Source organism: Prevotella conceptionensis 9403948, from assembly GCF_000312305.1.
In the GTDB taxonomy this organism is placed as follows: Bacteria; Bacteroidota; Bacteroidia; order Bacteroidales; family Bacteroidaceae; genus Prevotella; species Prevotella conceptionensis.
In genome coordinates this window covers 132,300-149,373 of sequence record NZ_HE999447.1, presented here as the reverse complement: position 1 = coordinate 149,373, position 17,074 = coordinate 132,300, and the positions used below count along the sequence as shown (strand labels likewise).

Annotated in this window: 9 protein-coding genes and 1 pseudogene; 4 read left to right on the top strand and 6 right to left on the bottom strand. The window is 45.0% G+C overall.

Annotation, left to right across the window (positions count from 1 at the left end; genetic code table 11):
- Positions 1 to 328 precede the first annotated feature (328 nt).
- The 4 genes from BN93_RS18605 to BN93_RS08470 form a co-directional block, all read right to left on the bottom strand.
- Complete coding sequence (locus BN93_RS18605; protein ID WP_019187914.1) at positions 329 to 544, bottom strand: hypothetical protein; 216 nt, start codon at positions 542 to 544, stop codon at positions 329 to 331.
- Positions 545 to 608: 64 nt separating this feature from the next.
- Positions 609 to 1,961 (bottom strand): hypothetical protein, encoded by a 1,353-nt coding sequence (locus BN93_RS08480; protein ID WP_232211147.1) that lies wholly within the window; start codon positions 1,959 to 1,961, stop codon positions 609 to 611.
- A 22-nt stretch (positions 1,962 to 1,983) separates the two neighbouring features.
- Complete coding sequence (locus tag BN93_RS08475; protein ID WP_019187912.1) at positions 1,984 to 3,735, bottom strand: hypothetical protein; 1,752 nt, start codon at positions 3,733 to 3,735, stop codon at positions 1,984 to 1,986.
- A gap of 22 nt (positions 3,736 to 3,757) precedes the next feature.
- The gene (locus BN93_RS08470) at positions 3,758 to 4,009 is read right to left on the bottom strand and encodes a hypothetical protein (RefSeq protein WP_019187911.1); all 252 of its coding nucleotides are present in this window, start codon (positions 4,007 to 4,009) and stop codon (positions 3,758 to 3,760) included.
- Between the two features lie 3,106 nt (positions 4,010 to 7,115).
- On the opposite strand from BN93_RS08470, the gene BN93_RS08465 reads away from it, so the two are divergent.
- The 3 genes from BN93_RS08465 (at position 7,116) to BN93_RS08455 (ending at position 11,032) form a co-directional block, all read left to right on the top strand.
- Positions 7,116 to 8,504, top strand: coding sequence for an amino acid ABC transporter substrate-binding protein (locus tag BN93_RS08465; RefSeq protein WP_019187907.1), 1,389 nt, complete (start codon positions 7,116 to 7,118; stop codon positions 8,502 to 8,504).
- Between the two features lie 3 nt (positions 8,505 to 8,507).
- Complete coding sequence (locus BN93_RS08460) at positions 8,508 to 9,254, top strand: porin family protein (protein ID WP_044260223.1); 747 nt, start codon at positions 8,508 to 8,510, stop codon at positions 9,252 to 9,254.
- Positions 9,255 to 9,358: 104 nt separating this feature from the next.
- On the top strand, positions 9,359 to 11,032 hold the full coding sequence (locus BN93_RS08455; protein WP_019187905.1) for a peptide MFS transporter: 1,674 nt from the start codon (positions 9,359 to 9,361) through the stop codon (positions 11,030 to 11,032).
- 181 nt (positions 11,033 to 11,213) lie between these two features.
- Here the strand turns inward: BN93_RS08455 and kbl are convergent, their stop codons facing one another.
- Positions 11,214 to 12,401 (bottom strand): glycine C-acetyltransferase, encoded by a 1,188-nt coding sequence (gene kbl / locus BN93_RS08450; RefSeq protein WP_019187904.1) that lies wholly within the window; start codon positions 12,399 to 12,401, stop codon positions 11,214 to 11,216.
- A 183-nt stretch (positions 12,402 to 12,584) separates the two neighbouring features.
- Here kbl and BN93_RS08445 point away from each other — a divergent pair.
- Positions 12,585 to 13,540: pseudogene (locus BN93_RS08445) on the top strand (NAD-dependent epimerase/dehydratase family protein).
- Positions 13,541 to 13,940: 400 nt separating this feature from the next.
- Here the strand turns inward: BN93_RS08445 and uvrA are convergent.
- On the bottom strand, positions 13,941 to 16,772 hold the full coding sequence (gene uvrA / locus BN93_RS08440) for an excinuclease ABC subunit UvrA (protein WP_019187903.1): 2,832 nt from the start codon (positions 16,770 to 16,772) through the stop codon (positions 13,941 to 13,943).
- Between the last annotated feature and the right edge of the window lie 302 nt (positions 16,773 to 17,074).

Below are 17,074 nucleotides of genomic sequence, written 5' to 3'. Positions count from 1 at the left end.
AAACTTTAGTGAGTTAATGATTTTTTGAGTTGGGGAGTTTGTGAGTTGATGTCTTCGGGAGTTGTTGGGCTTTCGGGAGTATATCAGCCAGTGAGTTGACTTGTCATGCACTTCTCCCAATTGATAGAGATATTTAAACCCGAACGACTTCGATAAGCATAATATGGAAAGGCGAGTTAGTGGGTAAGGAATAAAGTGTGAAATGTTATTCTACACTTTGAATGGGAAGAATGAGGAGGAATATATTAAAAGGGCAGGCTGATGTCACATCAGCCTGCCTTCCATTAAGCTATGAAGTATTATTGATTGATAAAAACGAGTTCATTGTTTATGGGCGAATATCGCCCGTGAAAGGTACACATCCCCATTCCTTACTGCCATCGTGGTTTATGCTCACTCCAGTTTTGGTTACCTTGAGATAGTAAGCCTTGCTGTCGGAACTATTGGGGTCGGCCCTATTAATCCAGTAATAGCCAGCTGCTCCCACTTCTACAAGTGCGCCGTCTACATATTTACCGATGAGTGGCAAGGGATAGTAGCCCACAATTGGATGCTCCTCGTCTGAGATTGCATTTTTTGACTTAGAGCTTGGTACGCTTGTCCAATCCTTACCATCGAAAGCCGTGGTGTGCCCTTTTACTAATAATAGGAACCCATAGCGCTCCTTTTTGTAGATGCCCATCGAAAGCCCACAGGTAATTCTCGTCCCAATAGCAATCCTTGGCCAAGATGTAAGAGGCATCGTTGATTGTGAAGGCATCGTCTGTTAACACACCCGCAGGCGCATCCTCGTCTTCGCTATACCAGCGTGTGTCTCCATCGTGCGGCCATCTTTCGTCTTCGGGCGCAGGTATGCTCGTTGCATTTTTGTTCCAATTGTGTGGTGCCTTTGCGTCTAGGGTGTAATATGGGTCTTCTGCGCCCCACATGCTGTAATTGTTGAACGAGGGTGTGAAGTCAACCACTTCAAGCCGGCAGAATATGGGTTGATTCAGACCCGCTTCCAAGTTCAATGCAGGGTAAGACTTCTTCACGTCGAACCTTTTCCCTGTGCTATGGTCCTTAATGATGAATTTCACAAGCACATCGGTATATTTACCCGGAGGTAGCACCATGATACCTGCATGTTCTTGGGCATCTTCCTTATTTGAAGCGATGGGCAAGCCATTTCCCATGCCTTTTGTGGCGAGGTTCAGGGTAACCTTATTTTGGTTTAACGGCCGTTTGCTAACATCCACTCCCTTTTCTGTAAATGGGAATTTGCCGTATAGGCTTTCTTTTGCCTCTATTTGCGCACTAACGAAGTAGGTGTTGTCCATGTGTCCGCGGGGGTTATATGGCATAAAGGTTACGTATGCTGCCTTGTGTTCTAGTTTAAAGGTATGTTTGTCACCATGATAGCCCCAACCCTTTCCTTCTTTCTTATAATAGTCACAGGTTGTCTTTGCAACACCGCAATCGCCGCTGTTTGCTAGTTCCCCATCATCAAGAGATGTTTGTTTCTGAATTCGGGCAAAGTCTACGTAAAGTTTACTCTTTGAGGACTGTTTTTGGTCACCGCCAACATAGAGCATGGTGTATTGCTTATTTTCATATTTGCCCTTAAACCTGAATGAAGCATTTGCGGAATGGGTCGTTGCATCTTTATCTGTAAAGGACACTTTGCTAGCGCGTTCCCAGATAGGCGAAGTGTCTGTACCTCTGTTTATGTACATGTGCTCATGGTCGTTGGTCGTCCAGTAAAAGGTTATGCCCAGGTTTGTTGCATCAATTTTCCCGTATTTCCCACTGGTGCGTGATGAAGGTGAGTTCATCGAGCCAGTGAAACTAACGGCAGGTTCCAGTTCTTCTTGGTTGTTGTCTGGCTGTGCCAGGCTCTGTTCTTCCGAGCATGCCATTGGCATCATGGCCAATGCGCATACAGGAAGAAAACTCAACAATTTATATATTAATTTAAACATGATCGTTAATTTATGGTTGTTCTTAATTTTCTCCTGGCCATAGTTGATAACCATATTCTTTAGGTGATGCCCAAAAGTGGGTGTTTCCAACCACGGAGACATTGTTACGATTAAACATCAGCACATAAGCCCATCTTGGACCGTAACTTTCAAAGTCTGGTACACAAGTACTGGTCCAGTATCTTCCCTCATACTCAGTCCCCATATACAGTCTTCCACCACTATCATAGTATCCTAGTGCCATGACGCAGAAGTAATGTGAGCGGTTACTTTCGGGGACATCTTCCCATTTTGTGGGAGTGTTACTAACTCCACCATTTCTCCAAGCCCTACAATCACGTCCGCTTGCGCCTTTCGCATTCATCGACTCATCTGTAAGTCCTGCCGCAGGTGCAAAATATTGGCGTTTACGAAACCACATCCTACCTGTAAAGAGATGTCCATCATAGGTAAAGGGCGAATCGTCCCAACGTGGATCGCCGAGTTTTACATACCAACTAAGAAAGTTGGCTGAGGGAACGGTGCTGGCAATCGACCCTGCTGGTGCGACATTACCTACACCAGGGGCATAATAGTCACTTTTATAGCGAGGGTCTCCTGGGGTTGGATAACCTGCTATACCGTCTACGCCACCTTGTCTCCACTTATGGTGCGCGTTGCTTTCATGCCCTTGCCAATAAAACTGTGATGCTCCCCACATGTGGTATCTTCCGAACAGGTGGGAAACATCGTCCGCCACAAGTTTCGAGAACATGGATGTGGTTTTGCCTGGTTTTAGTGTAAGTTCAGAAATGAACTTCTTAAACACACCTGTTGTCTGAACAACGGGGTCGTAAAGCGTGTAAGTTATTTCTACATTATGGTATGTGCCTGGTGCCATCACCATAATTGCCGCATTCTTTTTGGCACTTTCTCTACTTTCTGGAACCGAAAATCCCGTGTAATTTAAATGGTCGACACAGTTTAACGTTCTCGCGCGTCTTGGTCCTGTTGGTTTTTTACTTTCGTCAAGGTTACCATTTTCATCAAAGTAGTAATAACCATAGTTAGGTTCATCGGTAGTGAGCGTAATATGAGTAAGTTTACATTTAAGTAAAGCTTCTTTGCTTTTTCCCTCACCTGCGTAAGGCATGAAGTTGATATACGAAGTGACGTGTTGTAGGGTGAACCCATACCATATTCCGTTGTCGACAGCTGTGGCAATCCCACAATCTCCTTGCTCCGATAATTTTGTAAAATCGTTAGCTCGTATTTGTGTTGTGTAATCATTAATATAAGTGAACCGTTGGCCATTACTAAAGCCGTAGTAACTATACCACAGCGGATATTTTTCTTCGGTAAGCTTATAGCTCGAGTATAGATAAAAGCGTGATTGGGCAATCTTCCCGTCATTTAAAAGCTTAAGTGTATCTTGTTTGTAGAATCTTTGCCATCCCGTGGTTCCGCCCAAGTTTACCCAAAGCCTTTGATAGTCATCGTGATCCCAATAAAATTGGATGCCCATTTTACTTCCGTCTTGCTTTTTCGATACGTCTGTATACTTACCCGACGTTTTTGTCTTGGGCAGTTCCATTTGGCTGGAAACCCCAGCGAACGACTTGGTGTTAAACGTTTCCTTCGTCTCTTTGTTCTCTGCCCTATGCTCGTTGTTGGTCAGGTCGTTAACACATCCCCCCAGCGTAAATGCTAAGGCGAACGCGTAAGCCACCATTGCCAATTGCTTCATGTGTTGTGTAATGAATTTCATGATAAATGCTATTTTTCGTTCCACCATAAAAGATAAGTGTGAGGGGGAGTTAATCCCATTCGTAGAGGGTATATCCCTTACTGTTGCTGATAACGTTGTCTTCTTCGGCTGTTCCGGCATCTCCACCCGAACTACCCGAGTTGTTGTACACCGTTCCGCCGTTTGGCAGCGTTTTGTGATCGCCTTTTGCTGATGCCTGTAGCAGTTGTCCTTGCATCGCCATTTCGGTCATGGCGATGTCGGGACATACATACGCCATTTTGCATGGGCATTGCCGTTCTTTCAGTTGTTCTTCTTTCATTTTTTGATGTGATTTGTAACAACCCGCGGGCCTTAGTTGGCGTGTGTTCATGGATTTGTTGCGGGCTGGTGTGGTTGTTGTGGCCTGTTTGTGGACACAATTATCTAAGAGAGTTGTTAATGACCGCCTTTGTGCACATTGGCGTGAGTTGTGCCTTGGCTGGGATTTATATAGTGGTTGTTAATGAATCGTTTTTGAAGTGTGTTCATGGTGTCTTGTTGTGTTTGCCTCCGCGGATGGGGTTCAAAGCGCCTCGTTTCAATACGTGGCGTTTTGAGTTACCCATCTCGAGGCATAGGCGAAATTGTTTTCCCCTTCATTGTGATGTGAACTAGCTTTGTGCATGTTCATGGCTTACTAAGGCTGTCTTTTGCGCATTGGCGCTTCAAGGTTGTGTAATGGTACTTTGATGTTGGATAGGCCAAACACGTAGGTTGGGAAACATTGCCTTTGTTTTCATGGTTTCGATATATTTGTATGGTATTTAGAAATGTAAATGTCTTTCTTGATATGGTTTAACCAAATATTATTAAACTAGATGCGTGTGGCGTTGTTTCTTTACGGAAGTATTTATTTTGTAAATTCCGAATTAAAACTAACGTTTTGTTACCCGATGACACGTTTTGTGGTATTATGGGTTCAAATTGCAACTAATTTCTTTTATTCCATTCGATTTCCTTTCTTTTATTATAATATAATTATACTTTTATTTTTTGTGATTTTACAGATGTATATCTGATTCACATCGCAAAATTAAACATAATATTTGAACTGCCAAATAAAAAGGTCGAAAAAGTTTAAAAAAATATTGTTTTCTAAATGGTGACGTTCTGTAATGTAATAGGAATGGTTAGCTTTTGGACAAAGTGCTTAATCTATTTCCACTGTTTGCCATCTGTTTTGTTTAGATACACGAAATCAAGTAGGGCGTTGTTGTTAATGAATGTGGTGATGCCAGAAATAAAATCTTCTCACGTTGATGTATGTTTTGATAAGCCTTCATTATGAAATCCTCGAGCCTGTCTTGGCTTTTAATATTTCAATAAGCTGAGTGGAGTTTGTTATCTTTGTGATGCCAACACAAGGTAAGCACTCTTCTTTATATACGAAGTGCAGTACAAAGCAACTCACTGGTTTACAAACTCACGAAAAACCAACACCTCCCGAAAGCATCAACTCATCAACTTGCAAACTCATCAATTAAAAAAAATCATTAACTTGCAAACACACAAACTCATCAAACCAAAAGGTTAAATTGTTATTTTAGTTTTACAATAGTGCTCTAATTTTTACTCCGTTTTAGAGAAAATATAGGCCATAAAGTAGGTAATATGCCACTATTTCTAGTCTTTCGCGTCTTCCAACATGTTCGTTTTTAAGAAAAAAGGCTGCATTTTGCATCATTTAGCCTTTCTAGTTTGGTTGCCAGTCCATTGTTATTTATACCCAATTACCTACTTTTTGCCCCTAAAACCCCATTTCTTAACGACCATTTTGCCTTTTTTGCCATGTCTTTCATGGTCCTTAAAGGTTTTGTTTATACCATTGCAGTGCATATTTATTCTTTTCGTCTTACGTTTAGCTGCATTTTGCACTGCATTTTGAACCATTTTACCTTGCGTTTAGCATCAAAACGCACTGCATTTAACGGCAAAACGCACTGCATTTAGCGGCAAAACGCACTTCTTTTAGCGGCATATTGCACTGCGTTTTGGTGCAGATTGCAGTACATTTAGCCGCAAATAGCTCCAAGTGTGGTGCAAATGACGATCTTTTCAAATAAAAATTCATTTCACCGCATTCACAAGCTAACCTCCTTTTGCATCTAAACAAACCTTCGCGAGAATCGATTTTTTGCGGCAAGGTGGCGATTGGTGGATAAAATGAGCACTCATAATGTTAAATTTCTTGCTGAAAAGATTACAGTGGCTGACGGATTAACGGGTGTACAGGTTAACAAGAAGGCAAATTGATAAGTGAACGAGTTAATCGTTCTTTTCTCGTTTCTCTAGAAGTGCGTTTTCTCGGCATGACAATGTTCGAGTAAGCTCGACATTGTTCATTTGGCTTAACGAAAACATTCATCTTCCGTTTTTTGACAGAAATACGTCCATTTTGACATAAGAACACAAGAAACATAAAGAAATGCTCTTTACTTTTTCCTCATTATGTGCCACAGGAAAGATGCTTTCAACTTGTGAAGAAGATACTGAAAGAACTCCTGCTAGGTTACCATTTTGAGACATGGCCATGTTTTGCCACAGACAAATGGGGTAGGATTTCATATTTTACCGTATTTATTTCTAGTACTTCGTCATTAGAAGAGGTGTTTATCTTGGTTTTGCATTACATCGACTATAAGCTCCTCCCAAATTATAGAAATATTGGAAGTTGAGCTGACCTCAGCGTAATTTCGCTATTTTGCCTTGCATGTTGGGGCAAATAGCAACGTGTTTGCAGCAAATTGCATAACATCCACTACGTCGCGCTATAAGGAAACATCGAATCTGCTTGCATCGTTAAGACGGTTAGGCCCTTTTTGTACAAAAAGAAACTATCGGTTGAGTAGTTGACAAATTAACCAGTTAAGAAGTAAGCAGACAAGTTAACAAGTTGACGAGTAGACAGGTTAACGAGTGTTTAAGTTAGCGAATACGCTAGTTGATGTGTGGGCTAGTTAGCGAATAGACTAGTTAATGTGTAGACTAGTTAATGTGTAGACTAGTTAATGTGTAGACTAGTTAACGAGTGAGTAAGTTAACGAGTGAGTAAGTTAACGAGTGCGCCAGTTAACGAGTAGACCGGTTGACAAGTAGAACTGTCGACCAGTTGAGAAACCGTCAAAAAGATGAGTTGATGAGTTAGCCAGTTAACGAGTTAATAAGACGATAAGAAGACGAGTTGATAGGATGTTAAGCTGCATGGAATTTGACATCAGGGTTGTTTCCTGTTCCAAGCATACATTTATATAATAAAGAGGTGTTAGCAATGGTATTAGTCACGTATAGATACGTCAGAAATAAAGAATAGTATGCAATTAATTTTAAAATTCATTGTTCATTCTTTCAAAATCGTTATCTTTGCAGTAACCAATTTTGGAAGAACAATGACAAAAGCAATTATCAGATACCTGCTGGTGCTGTTCGTGTCTTTTCTTTGCATCCCTGCGGACGCCCAAAACTTAAAGTGGCGCGACATGTATCAGGTGAAGAAAAAAGACACTCTTTTCGGTATAGCTAAGAACTTTGGGCTTACGTTGGAAGAACTTATCAACGCCAACCCAGAGATGAAAGTGGCTGGATATGAATTGAAAAAAGGCGACTACATCTTTATCCCTTATCCATCGAATGCAGCCCAGAAACCCACGAGCACAAGTGCAGCATCTGCCACAAAGCCGCAATCGCAAAGTGCAGCCAGCTCCACTCAACAAGGGCAACAGGCTAAGACCATTAAAGTTGGTATCGTGCTGCCACTACACGACGTGGATGGCGACGGAAAGCGGATGACGGAATACTACCGAGGATTTCTCATGGGATGCGACAGCCTAAAACAACAAGGCTACTCAATCGACATACACGCATGGAACGTGCCGATAGACGCTGACATTCGCGCCACACTTCAAAACGCAAGCATTCGTAATTGCGACATTATATTCGGCCCGTTGTACACAAAGCAGGTGAAGCCCCTGTCCGACTTCTGCAAAGGGGCTGGAATTAAGCTGGTTATTCCCTTCTCCATTTGGGGTGACGAAGTAAGTCGTAACCCTGAGATTTTTCAAGTTTATCAATCTACCGACGAACTGAACAATGCCGCGATAGATGCCTTTATCTCACGTTTCGGAAACCAACACGCAGTGTTTATCGACTGTAACGACTCTACAAGCAAGAAAGGAATCTTTACTTTCGGCCTTCGTAACCGTTTGAATGCTCGAGGTGTAAAGTACAGCATTACCAACTTGAAGTCGAGCGAAGAACTTTTTGCTAAGGCATTCAGTCGTACGCAGCCTAACGTTGTTGTGCTTAACACAGGCCGTTCGCCCGAACTAACGGTGGCTATGGCCAAACTTAAAGGGCTTGTAGCCAGCAATCCAAGTGTTGTGGTGTCGCTTTACGGCTATACGGAGTGGTTGATGTACACCAGAAACAACCTCGACAACTTCTTTAAGTTCAACGCCCACATCCCCACCACCTTCTATTACAATCCACTCTCGACGCGAACACAGCAGCTGGAAGCAGGCTATCGTCGTTGGTTTGGTGTGGAACCGCTATACGCTTTACCCAAGTTTGCGCTGATGGGCTACGACCATGCCCAGTTCTTCTTGCGCGGATTGCATAAATATGGTAAGGCATTTAATGGCAGCAAGGCACAAAGTGCGTACGCAACTGTGCAAACACCGCTCAACTTCAAGCGAGTGGGTAGCGGCGGAATGCAGAACCAAGCATTCATGTTAGTGCGTTATACCAACGATAAACGGATAGAACTAATCAGTTATTAACGCATGAAAACAAGAACATTGGCAATTGTCGCCGCGTGTTTGATAATTACCACTATGTGCAAAGCGCAGATAGGGGCCTACCGCAACAACTTCTCGATAGGTTTCAATGGCGGATATGTGTTGAGCAATGTTGGGTTTAACCCTCGTGTTGACCAAGGCTATCATGGTGGTGTTACAGGCGGATTGTCTTTTCGATACGTATCAGAGAAATACTTCAATACTATCTGCTCCATCTATGCCGAGGTAAACTACGCCTCATTGGGGTGGAAACAAGACATTCGCGACTTGGAACGCAACCCCGTAGTGAATGCCACTACAGGATTGGCCGAGGAATATAGCCGCACGATAAACTACATACAAGTGCCAATCTTCGCACATTTGGCATGGGGTAGGGAGGCGCGTGGCGCACAATTCTTTTTCCAGGTGGGGCCTCAGATGGGTTTCTACCTTAGCGAGAGCACTAAAACAAATTACGATTCGTCTACCCGAAACCTAGCCGACAGGGCTAATAAGGTGACGGAACAAGAGGCCATGCCCGTTGAACGAACGTTCGACTACGGCATAGCAGCAGGCCTGGGTATGGAGTACAGCATACCTCGTGTGGGACACTTCCTTTTAGAAGGGCGTTACTATTATGGGTTGGGCAACATTTATGGCGATAGCAAGCGCGACTACTTTGGGCGTTCTAACTTCGGCAACATCATTGTGAAGATGGCCTACCTGTTCGACCTTACCCACACATCGAAATGACAAACCATGTAGATGGCGACATCCACACCCAGACAAGTTTTCATTTTGCTAGGAAAAATACATTAAACAAAATATCATTCATTAAAAACTAAAAATTAACGATTATGTTTGAAGGTCAACCGAAAGGACTTTATGCATTGGCATTAGCCAATACTGGCGAGCGCTTTGGTTATTACACGATGCTTGCCATCTTTACCCTCTTCTTGCAGGCCAAGTTTGGTTACACGGCTACAGAGACGTCTACCATCTTCGCTAGTTTCCTCGGGTTTGTCTATTTCATGCCGCTTATCGGCGGAATCCTAGCCGACAGGTTCGGTTATGGCAAGATGGTAACCTCGGGTATTGTCATTATGTTTTTGGGTTACGTGCTGCTGGCCATCCCTACAGCTGCCGACTTCTCTGGCAAAGCCATGATGTTCGGTGCGTTGGCGTTGATATCGTGCGGTACGGGCTTGTTTAAGGGCAACCTTCAAGTGTTGGTGGGCAACCTTTACGACAATCCCCAATTAAGCTCCAAGCGCGATACTGCTTTCAGTCTCTTCTACATGGCCATCAACATCGGTGCGCTTTTCGCTCCCACGGCTGCCACCAAGATTACCAACTACGTGTTGGCAGGCTCCAACTTCACCTATGAGCCGCAGATTCCTTCATTGGCACACCAATTCTTGGATGGAACAATCAAAGCCGATGGTAGTGTGCTGCTCGAACAATTGAAGGCTGCACAAGGGTATGCAGGAGACATGACCAGCTTCTGTACCACTTACATCTCAGAGCTTTCACGTGCTTACAACTATGGGTTTGCCGTTGCTTGCGTATCACTTATCGTGTCGATGATTATCTATGTGGTGTTCCGTTCAACCTTCAAGCATGCCGACGTAAACAACAAACAGAAGGCTGCCAAGGCTGGTAACGATGCCGTTGCCGAGCCCGAATTGAGCCCTGCTGAAACCAAACAGCGCATTGTTGCTTTGCTGTTGGTTTTCGCCGTAGTTATTTTCTTCTGGATGGCGTTCCACCAAAACGGACTGACGATGACCTTCTTTGCGCGCGACTACACCGCCAAGTCGGTTGTTGGACTTAACCGCTTAGGTTTCGACATCCTTAACTTGGTACTGATAGTAGTGTCTGTTTATAGTGCATTCTCGCTATTCCAGTCTAAAACCACCAAAGGCAAAACCATTGCAGCGTTGGTATTGGCTGGTGCTATTATCGGCATCGTGGCCAATTACTCATCGCTTGATGCCGAAATCAAGATTTTGCCCCAGATATTCCAGCAGTTCAATCCTTTCTTCGTTGTGGCGCTAACGCCGGTGTCTTTGGCCGTGTTTGGCTATCTAGGTCGCAAGGGTAAAGAACCTACTGCACCTCGCAAAATCGGTTATGGTATGCTTATCGCTGCCTGCGGTTTCCTCGTTTTGGCTATTGCATCATTTGGCTTGCCCACACCAACAGAGGTTAAGAACTCCGGTATCAGCGACAGTTTGCTCGTTTCTCCCGACTGGCTTATTTCTACTTACCTCGTGTTAACCTTTGCCGAACTGCTTCTTTCGCCAATGGGTATCTCGTTTGTCTCTAAGGTTGCACCTCCTAAGTATAAGGGAATGATGATGGGTGGATGGTTTGTGGCTACGGCCATCGGTAACTATCTTGTTGCCATCATTGGTTACCTGTGGGGCGACATGCAATTGTGGATGGTATGGAGCGTGCTTATCGTTTGCTGTTTGCTGTCTGCCTTGTTTATCTTCTCCATCATCAAGCGGTTGGAAAAGGTTTGCTAAGACTTAGCTCTGTTAACATATCAAATCATAGGGGGATGCAACCAAGAGGTTGTGTCCCCTTTCTTATTGAAAGAAAAGGGTACGCAGGTTAGTAAAGTCTATCTTTGAAGAGTTGACAAAGAAAAACTCCCGAAGGACAGATGAAATCCTTCGGGAGCGTATATACAAAAGGTGGGAGGGCTTATTTTAGCACTCCAAGCTCCTTACCTACCTTAATGAAAGCCCCAATACACTTGTCTAGCTGCTCGCGATTGTGGCCTGCTGAAATTTGCACCCTGATGCGTGCTTGCTCTTTGGGAACAACAGGATAGTAGAAACCCGTTACGTAGATGCCTTCGTCGAGCATGCGCGATGCATACACTTGCGATAGTTTGGCATCGTAAAGCATTACCGCACAGATGGCACTCTGAGTGGGTTTGATGTCGAAACCAGCCGCCATCATCTTGTCGCGGAAGTAGTTAACGTTGTCTACTAGCTTGTCATGAAGTTCGTTGCTCTCGGCCAACATCTTGAAAACTTCGATGCTGGCGCCAATGATGCAAGGCGCAAGTGAATTTGAGAAGAGGTAAGGACGACTTCTTTGGCGCAACATGTCGATAATTTCTTTACGGCCAGTAGTAAATCCGCCCAATGCGCCACCAAAGGCCTTACCCAATGTTCCTGTGTAGATGTCTACGCGGCCATAGGTCTTACAGAGTTCGCTAACGCCATGCCCCGTTGCACCAACCACACCAGCCGAGTGCGATTCGTCTACCATTACCAACGCATCGTACTTTTCGGCCAGGTCGCAAATGCGGTCCATGGGTGCCACATTGCCGTCCATAGAGAATACGCCATCGGTAACGATGATGCGGAAACGCTGTTGTTGCGCCTCTTGCAGACAGCGTTCAAGGTCGGCCATGTCGGCGTTTTGGTAGCGATAGCGTTTTGCTTTGCAGAGTCTAACGCCGTCGATGATGGATGCATGGTTAAGCGCATCGCTGATAATGGCGTCTTCGTCGGTGAAAAGTGGTTCGAACACACCTCCGTTAGCGTCGAAACAGGCGGCATAGAGAATGGTGTCTTCGGTTTGGAAGTAGTTAGAAATGGCCTGCTCCAGCTCTTTATGGGCATCTTGTGTGCCACAGATAAAGCGAACAGACGACATGCCAAATCCCCTGCGGTCCATCATGCGCTTTGCACCTTCGATAAGACGAGGATGGTTAGACAGGCCTAAGTAGTTGTTGGCGCAGAAGTTCAGCACTTCTTTTCCCTTCACCGTGATAGCAGCTTGCTGAGCACTCTCAATGAGCCTTTCCTCTTTATAGAGTCCGGCCTCTTTAATCTCAGCGAGGCTCTTGCTGAGATGTTCTTTCATTTTGCCATACATAATGATCCTTAAATTTAAGTTACAAGGGACAAAGTAAATCATTTTTTTTGATACAAAGGTTGTAAAAGGAGTTTTTTTTGCGAACTCGCTAAATTTTAAACTTCTTTAAATATTAACTTTTTATACATATAAGAAAAAGCGTTTACTTTGCATCTGAAAAACAAAAAAACAGATAAAACAGTTATGAAAAATGTTTTAGTCATTGGATCTACGGGCCAGATAGGTTCTGAACTTACTGGTGAATTAAGGAAACGTTACGGTAACAGTAACGTGGTGGCAGGCTACATTCAGGGCGCAGAGCCCAAGGGCGAGCTGAAAGATGCAGGACCTTGTGCCATTGCCGACGTGACAAATCCGGAGATGATTGCCGAAGTGGTGCGCAAGTACAACATCGACACCATCTATAACTTGGCCGCTTTGCTTTCTGTTGTGGCCGAGAGTAAACCGCGATTGGCATGGAAAATCGGCATTGACGGGTTGTGGAACATCTTGGAAGTGGCACGCGAGAATGGTTGCGCAGTGTTTACGCCTAGTTCGATTGGTTCGTTCGGGCCCGACACGCCGCATGTAATGACACCGCAAGACACCATTCAACGCCCTGCAACTATCTATGGCGTGTCGAAAGTTACAACCGAATTGTTGAGCGACTACTACCAAAAAAATATGGAGTAGACACGCGTTCGGTGCGCTTCCCTGGTATCATCTCGTACGTAACGCCTCCCGGAGGTGGAACAACCGACTACGCCGTAGACATCTATTATTCGGCAGTTAAAGGCGAAAAGTTTGTTTGTCCCATCGGTAAGGGCACGCGTATGGACATGATGTACATGCCCGATGCCTTGCATGCCGCTATCCAACTGATGGAGGCCGACAAGACAAAATTGGTGCATCATAACGGATTTAACATTGCCTCTATGAGCTTTGACCCCGAAACCATCTACCAAGCCATTAGGAAATACAAACCGGAGTTTGAAATGGTTTACGAAATTGACCCCTTGAAACAAAGCATTGCCGACAGCTGGCCCGACCAAATGGACGACTCGGCTGCAAGGAAAGAGTGGGGCTGGATGCCGAAATACGACCTCGACTCGATGACAAAAGACATGTTGGAGAAACTTACTGAAAAACTGTTGAAGTAAAAACACTTTGAAACGCCCCTCTTGATAAACATGCGTTGGTGTGGCGACAACTACGCACTGCAATGTGGCGCAGACACAAAGAGGTCTGCAATCTACCTAAAATAAGATACACACTTGCCGCAAACAACGGATTGACCTTTTAGGCGAATGCTTTTGTTAAGCCAAACGAACAATGCCAAGCTTGCTTGAACATTGCCTTGGTGAGAAAAAGAACACTATGCTTGCCCAATGACAATCTGCTGAAAACAACATCAAAAACAAAACTAAGGCGCATTATTCATGAGGAGTTTCTCTTAAACACAGATGCTTAATGGCAGTTGGTTGAACGAATGTTATATGCTGTTCTGCCAACTGCCATTAGCATTTTGCCCATTGTTGGAATGGGGTGGGGCGTGGTTTGTTAGCTTTCCAACTGCGCTTTCAAGTATTTTCCGGTAATACTCTCCTTGCAATTGGCCAGCTCTTCGGGTGTTCCGGCAAACACTAACTTCCCTCCGCGGTCGCCTCCATCGGGTCCAAGGTCGATAACATGGTCGGCACACTTTATCACATCCATGTTGTGTTCAATCACAATGACAGAGTGGCCGCGTTCTATCAACGCGCCCATAGCCTTTAACAACCGCTTAATGTCATGGAAATGAAGTCCTGTGGTAGGCTCATCGAAGATGAAAAGCGTAGGTTCGGCCTTCTCTTGTCCAATGAAATAGGCTAGTTTCACGCGCTGATTTTCGCCTCCTGAAAGGGTAGACGAGTTTTGACCTAGCTTAATATAGCCCAAGCCAACGTCTTCAAGTGGCTGTAATCTATTGACAATAACAGTTTGTTTATGGGCGGCGAAGAACTCAATGGCCTCCGAAACGGTTAGGTCTAGAATGTCGTTAATATTCTTTCCTTCGTAGCGAACATCCAAAACGTCTTGTTTGAAGCGTTGGCCATGACACGTTTCGCATTCTAAAATCAAGTCGGCCATGAACTGCATCTCCACAGTTATCACGCCTGCGCCCTTGCATTCCTCGCATCGTCCGCCCTCGGCATTGAACGAAAAGTATTGAGCCGAGAACCCCAATTGCTTGGCTAAGGGCTGATTTGCGAAGAGTTGACGTATGGGTTCGTATGCTTTAACATAGGTGGCAGGGTTAGAACGCGTACTTCTGCCAATGGGGTTTTGGTCTACGAACTCGATATGTTTCACCCGTTTAAGGTCGCCTTCCAGCGCAATGAACTCTCCTGGTGCGTCGGCAACGTCGCCCATGCTGCGTTTTAGTGCGGGATGAAGTATGCCTTTGATGAGCGATGACTTGCCCGAACCGCTTACGCCCGTTACAACTGTCAGCACATTGAGCGGAAAGGTAACATCAATGCCTTTGAGATTGTTCATGCGTGCGCCCTTCAATAGTATCGACTGGTTCCACTTGCGCCTTGATGTTGGCGTGTCAATCTTCTCTGCTCCCGTGAGATAAGCAACGGTATGGCTGTTGGGGTACTTCTCTAAGGCATCCTTTGTGATGTCGGTTGCAGGGGCATTAAATACAATTTCGCCGCCCAAGCGTCCTGCATCTGGGCCAACATCAATGAGATGGTCGGCCTTTCGCAGAATATCTTCGTCGTGTTCCACAACAATTACAGTGTTTCCTATTTGCACAAGGTCGTTCAGAACCTTTATTAAGCGGTCGGTATCGCGACTATGTAGACCTATACTGGGCTCGTCGAGAATATATAACGAGCCTACTAGCGAGCTGCCTAGCGATGTGGTGAGCTGTATGCGCTGGCTTTCGCCGCCACTAAGCGTGTTTGATTGGCGGTTAAGCGTGAGGTAATGCAACCCAACGTCGAGCAAGAATTGTAGTCGGTTGTTTATTTCGGTGAGCAAACGGGCAGCAATCTTAGCGTCATAGTCGTTTAGTTGCAAGTTGTCGAACCATGTTTTAAGCTTGCCGATGGGCATTTCCACGAGGTCGGCAATGCTCATTCCGTCTATTTTAACCCATGTAGCCTCTTTCTTCAAGCGTGTTCCATGACATTCGGGACAAGTTGTTTTGCCGCGATAGCGATTCAGCATCACGCGGTATTGTATCTTATATTGGTTCTCGCGCACCATCTGAAAGAAGGCATCGATGCACACCTGTTCGCTGATGTCGCGGCCCTTCTCGGATGGAAGTCCATGCCAAAGCATGTCTTTTTCCTTTCTCGATAATTCAAAGTAAGGTTTGAAGATGGGGAAATTGTCTTGTGCAGCACGCCTGCAAAACTCTTCTTTCCAAATGCCCATCTTGTCGCCATGCCAGCATTGCACGCAACCATCGTACACGCTAAGCGTGGAGTTGGGTATAACAAGACTCTCCTCTATGCCGATAACCTTGCCAAAGCCCTCGCATGTGGGGCAAGCGCCTAGCGGAGAGTTAAAGGCAAACATGTTGTCCGATGGCTCTTCGAAGGTCATGCCGTCGGCTTCAAATCGCGAAGAAAATTCGTAGGTGATGTTGGAAGGAAGAAACACCAACCTGCATTCTCCATGACCTTCGTACATGGCGGTCTCTACCGAGTCGGTTAGTCGCGAAAGGTGTTCCTTGCTATCGTCTACGGCAAGTCGGTCTATGAGCAATAGGTATTCATCGGGGGTAGCTGCTTTCAGCTTTTCCTCGTTTTCCACAAGCTCGTCTATGCGCATAAAGTCGCCCTTGTGCCACAATCGGGTGTAACCCTCTTGCACAAACATGCTGAGTTGTTTCTCAAAAGTTCTTTCTTCTGGTATGTGTATGGGCGCAAGCACCACGAACTTTGTTCCATTGGAGTATTGTTTGGTGCATTGTATCACGTCTTCCACGCTGTGTTTTTTCACTTCTTGTCCCGAAACAGGCGATATAGTCTTGCCTATTCGCGCAAAAAGCAGGCGCATGTATTCGTATATTTCTGTGGAAGTGCCCACTGTTGAACGTGGGTTTCGCGTGTTAACCTTTTGTTCGATGGCAATGGCAGGCGGCAATCCCTTGATGAAATCGCATTCGGGCTTGCTCATATTGCCGAGAAATTGGCGTGCGTATGAAGAGAGCGACTCCACATAACGGCGCTGTCCTTCGGCATAAAGCGTGTCGAAAGCCAACGAAGACTTGCCCGACCCGCTAACGCCAGCAATGGCAATGAACTTATTTCGAGGTATGTTAAGGCTGATGTTTTTGAGGTTGTTTACCCTGACTCCCTTCAATTCTATATGTTTATCTATTTCATTTATCATAGTTGTACGAATATCAATCAATGCGTTGACGTGCAAAAATACAAATAAAATCCGACTTACATCATCACTTCCGTCACTTTTACGATACATTTTTACGCATCTTCTGCAACTAAATCGCATTCGTTTGCGTCTTATATACGTAAAAACGATAAACAATAACACAATGAAAAAATATCTATTGGCATTTTCCATGCTGTTTCTGGTCGGAGTTACGGCCGTGGATGCCACCCCCAAACACCGACATCGCCACAAAACAACAACCGTCTCGGTAAAGGCCGACAGCACGTCTGCGGCCATTGAGG

Excerpts from the sequence above, each read along its gene's own strand:
- BN93_RS08480 (WP_232211147.1), bottom strand. The coding sequence starts at position 1,961 with ATGTTTAAATTAATATATAAATTGTTGAGTTTTCTTCCTGTATGCGCA.
- BN93_RS08475 (WP_019187912.1), bottom strand. The coding sequence starts at position 3,735 with ATGGTGGAACGAAAAATAGCATTTATCATGAAATTCATTACACAACAC.
- BN93_RS08470 (WP_019187911.1), bottom strand. The coding sequence starts at position 4,009 with ATGAAAGAAGAACAACTGAAAGAACGGCAATGCCCATGCAAAATGGCG.
- BN93_RS08465 (WP_019187907.1), top strand. The coding sequence starts at position 7,116 with ATGACAAAAGCAATTATCAGATACCTGCTGGTGCTGTTCGTGTCTTTT.
- BN93_RS08460 (WP_044260223.1), top strand. The coding sequence starts at position 8,508 with ATGAAAACAAGAACATTGGCAATTGTCGCCGCGTGTTTGATAATTACC.
- BN93_RS08455 (WP_019187905.1), top strand. The coding sequence starts at position 9,359 with ATGTTTGAAGGTCAACCGAAAGGACTTTATGCATTGGCATTAGCCAAT.
- kbl (WP_019187904.1), bottom strand. The coding sequence starts at position 12,401 with ATGTATGGCAAAATGAAAGAACATCTCAGCAAGAGCCTCGCTGAGATT.
- uvrA (WP_019187903.1), bottom strand. The coding sequence starts at position 16,772 with ATGATAAATGAAATAGATAAACATATAGAATTGAAGGGAGTCAGGGTA.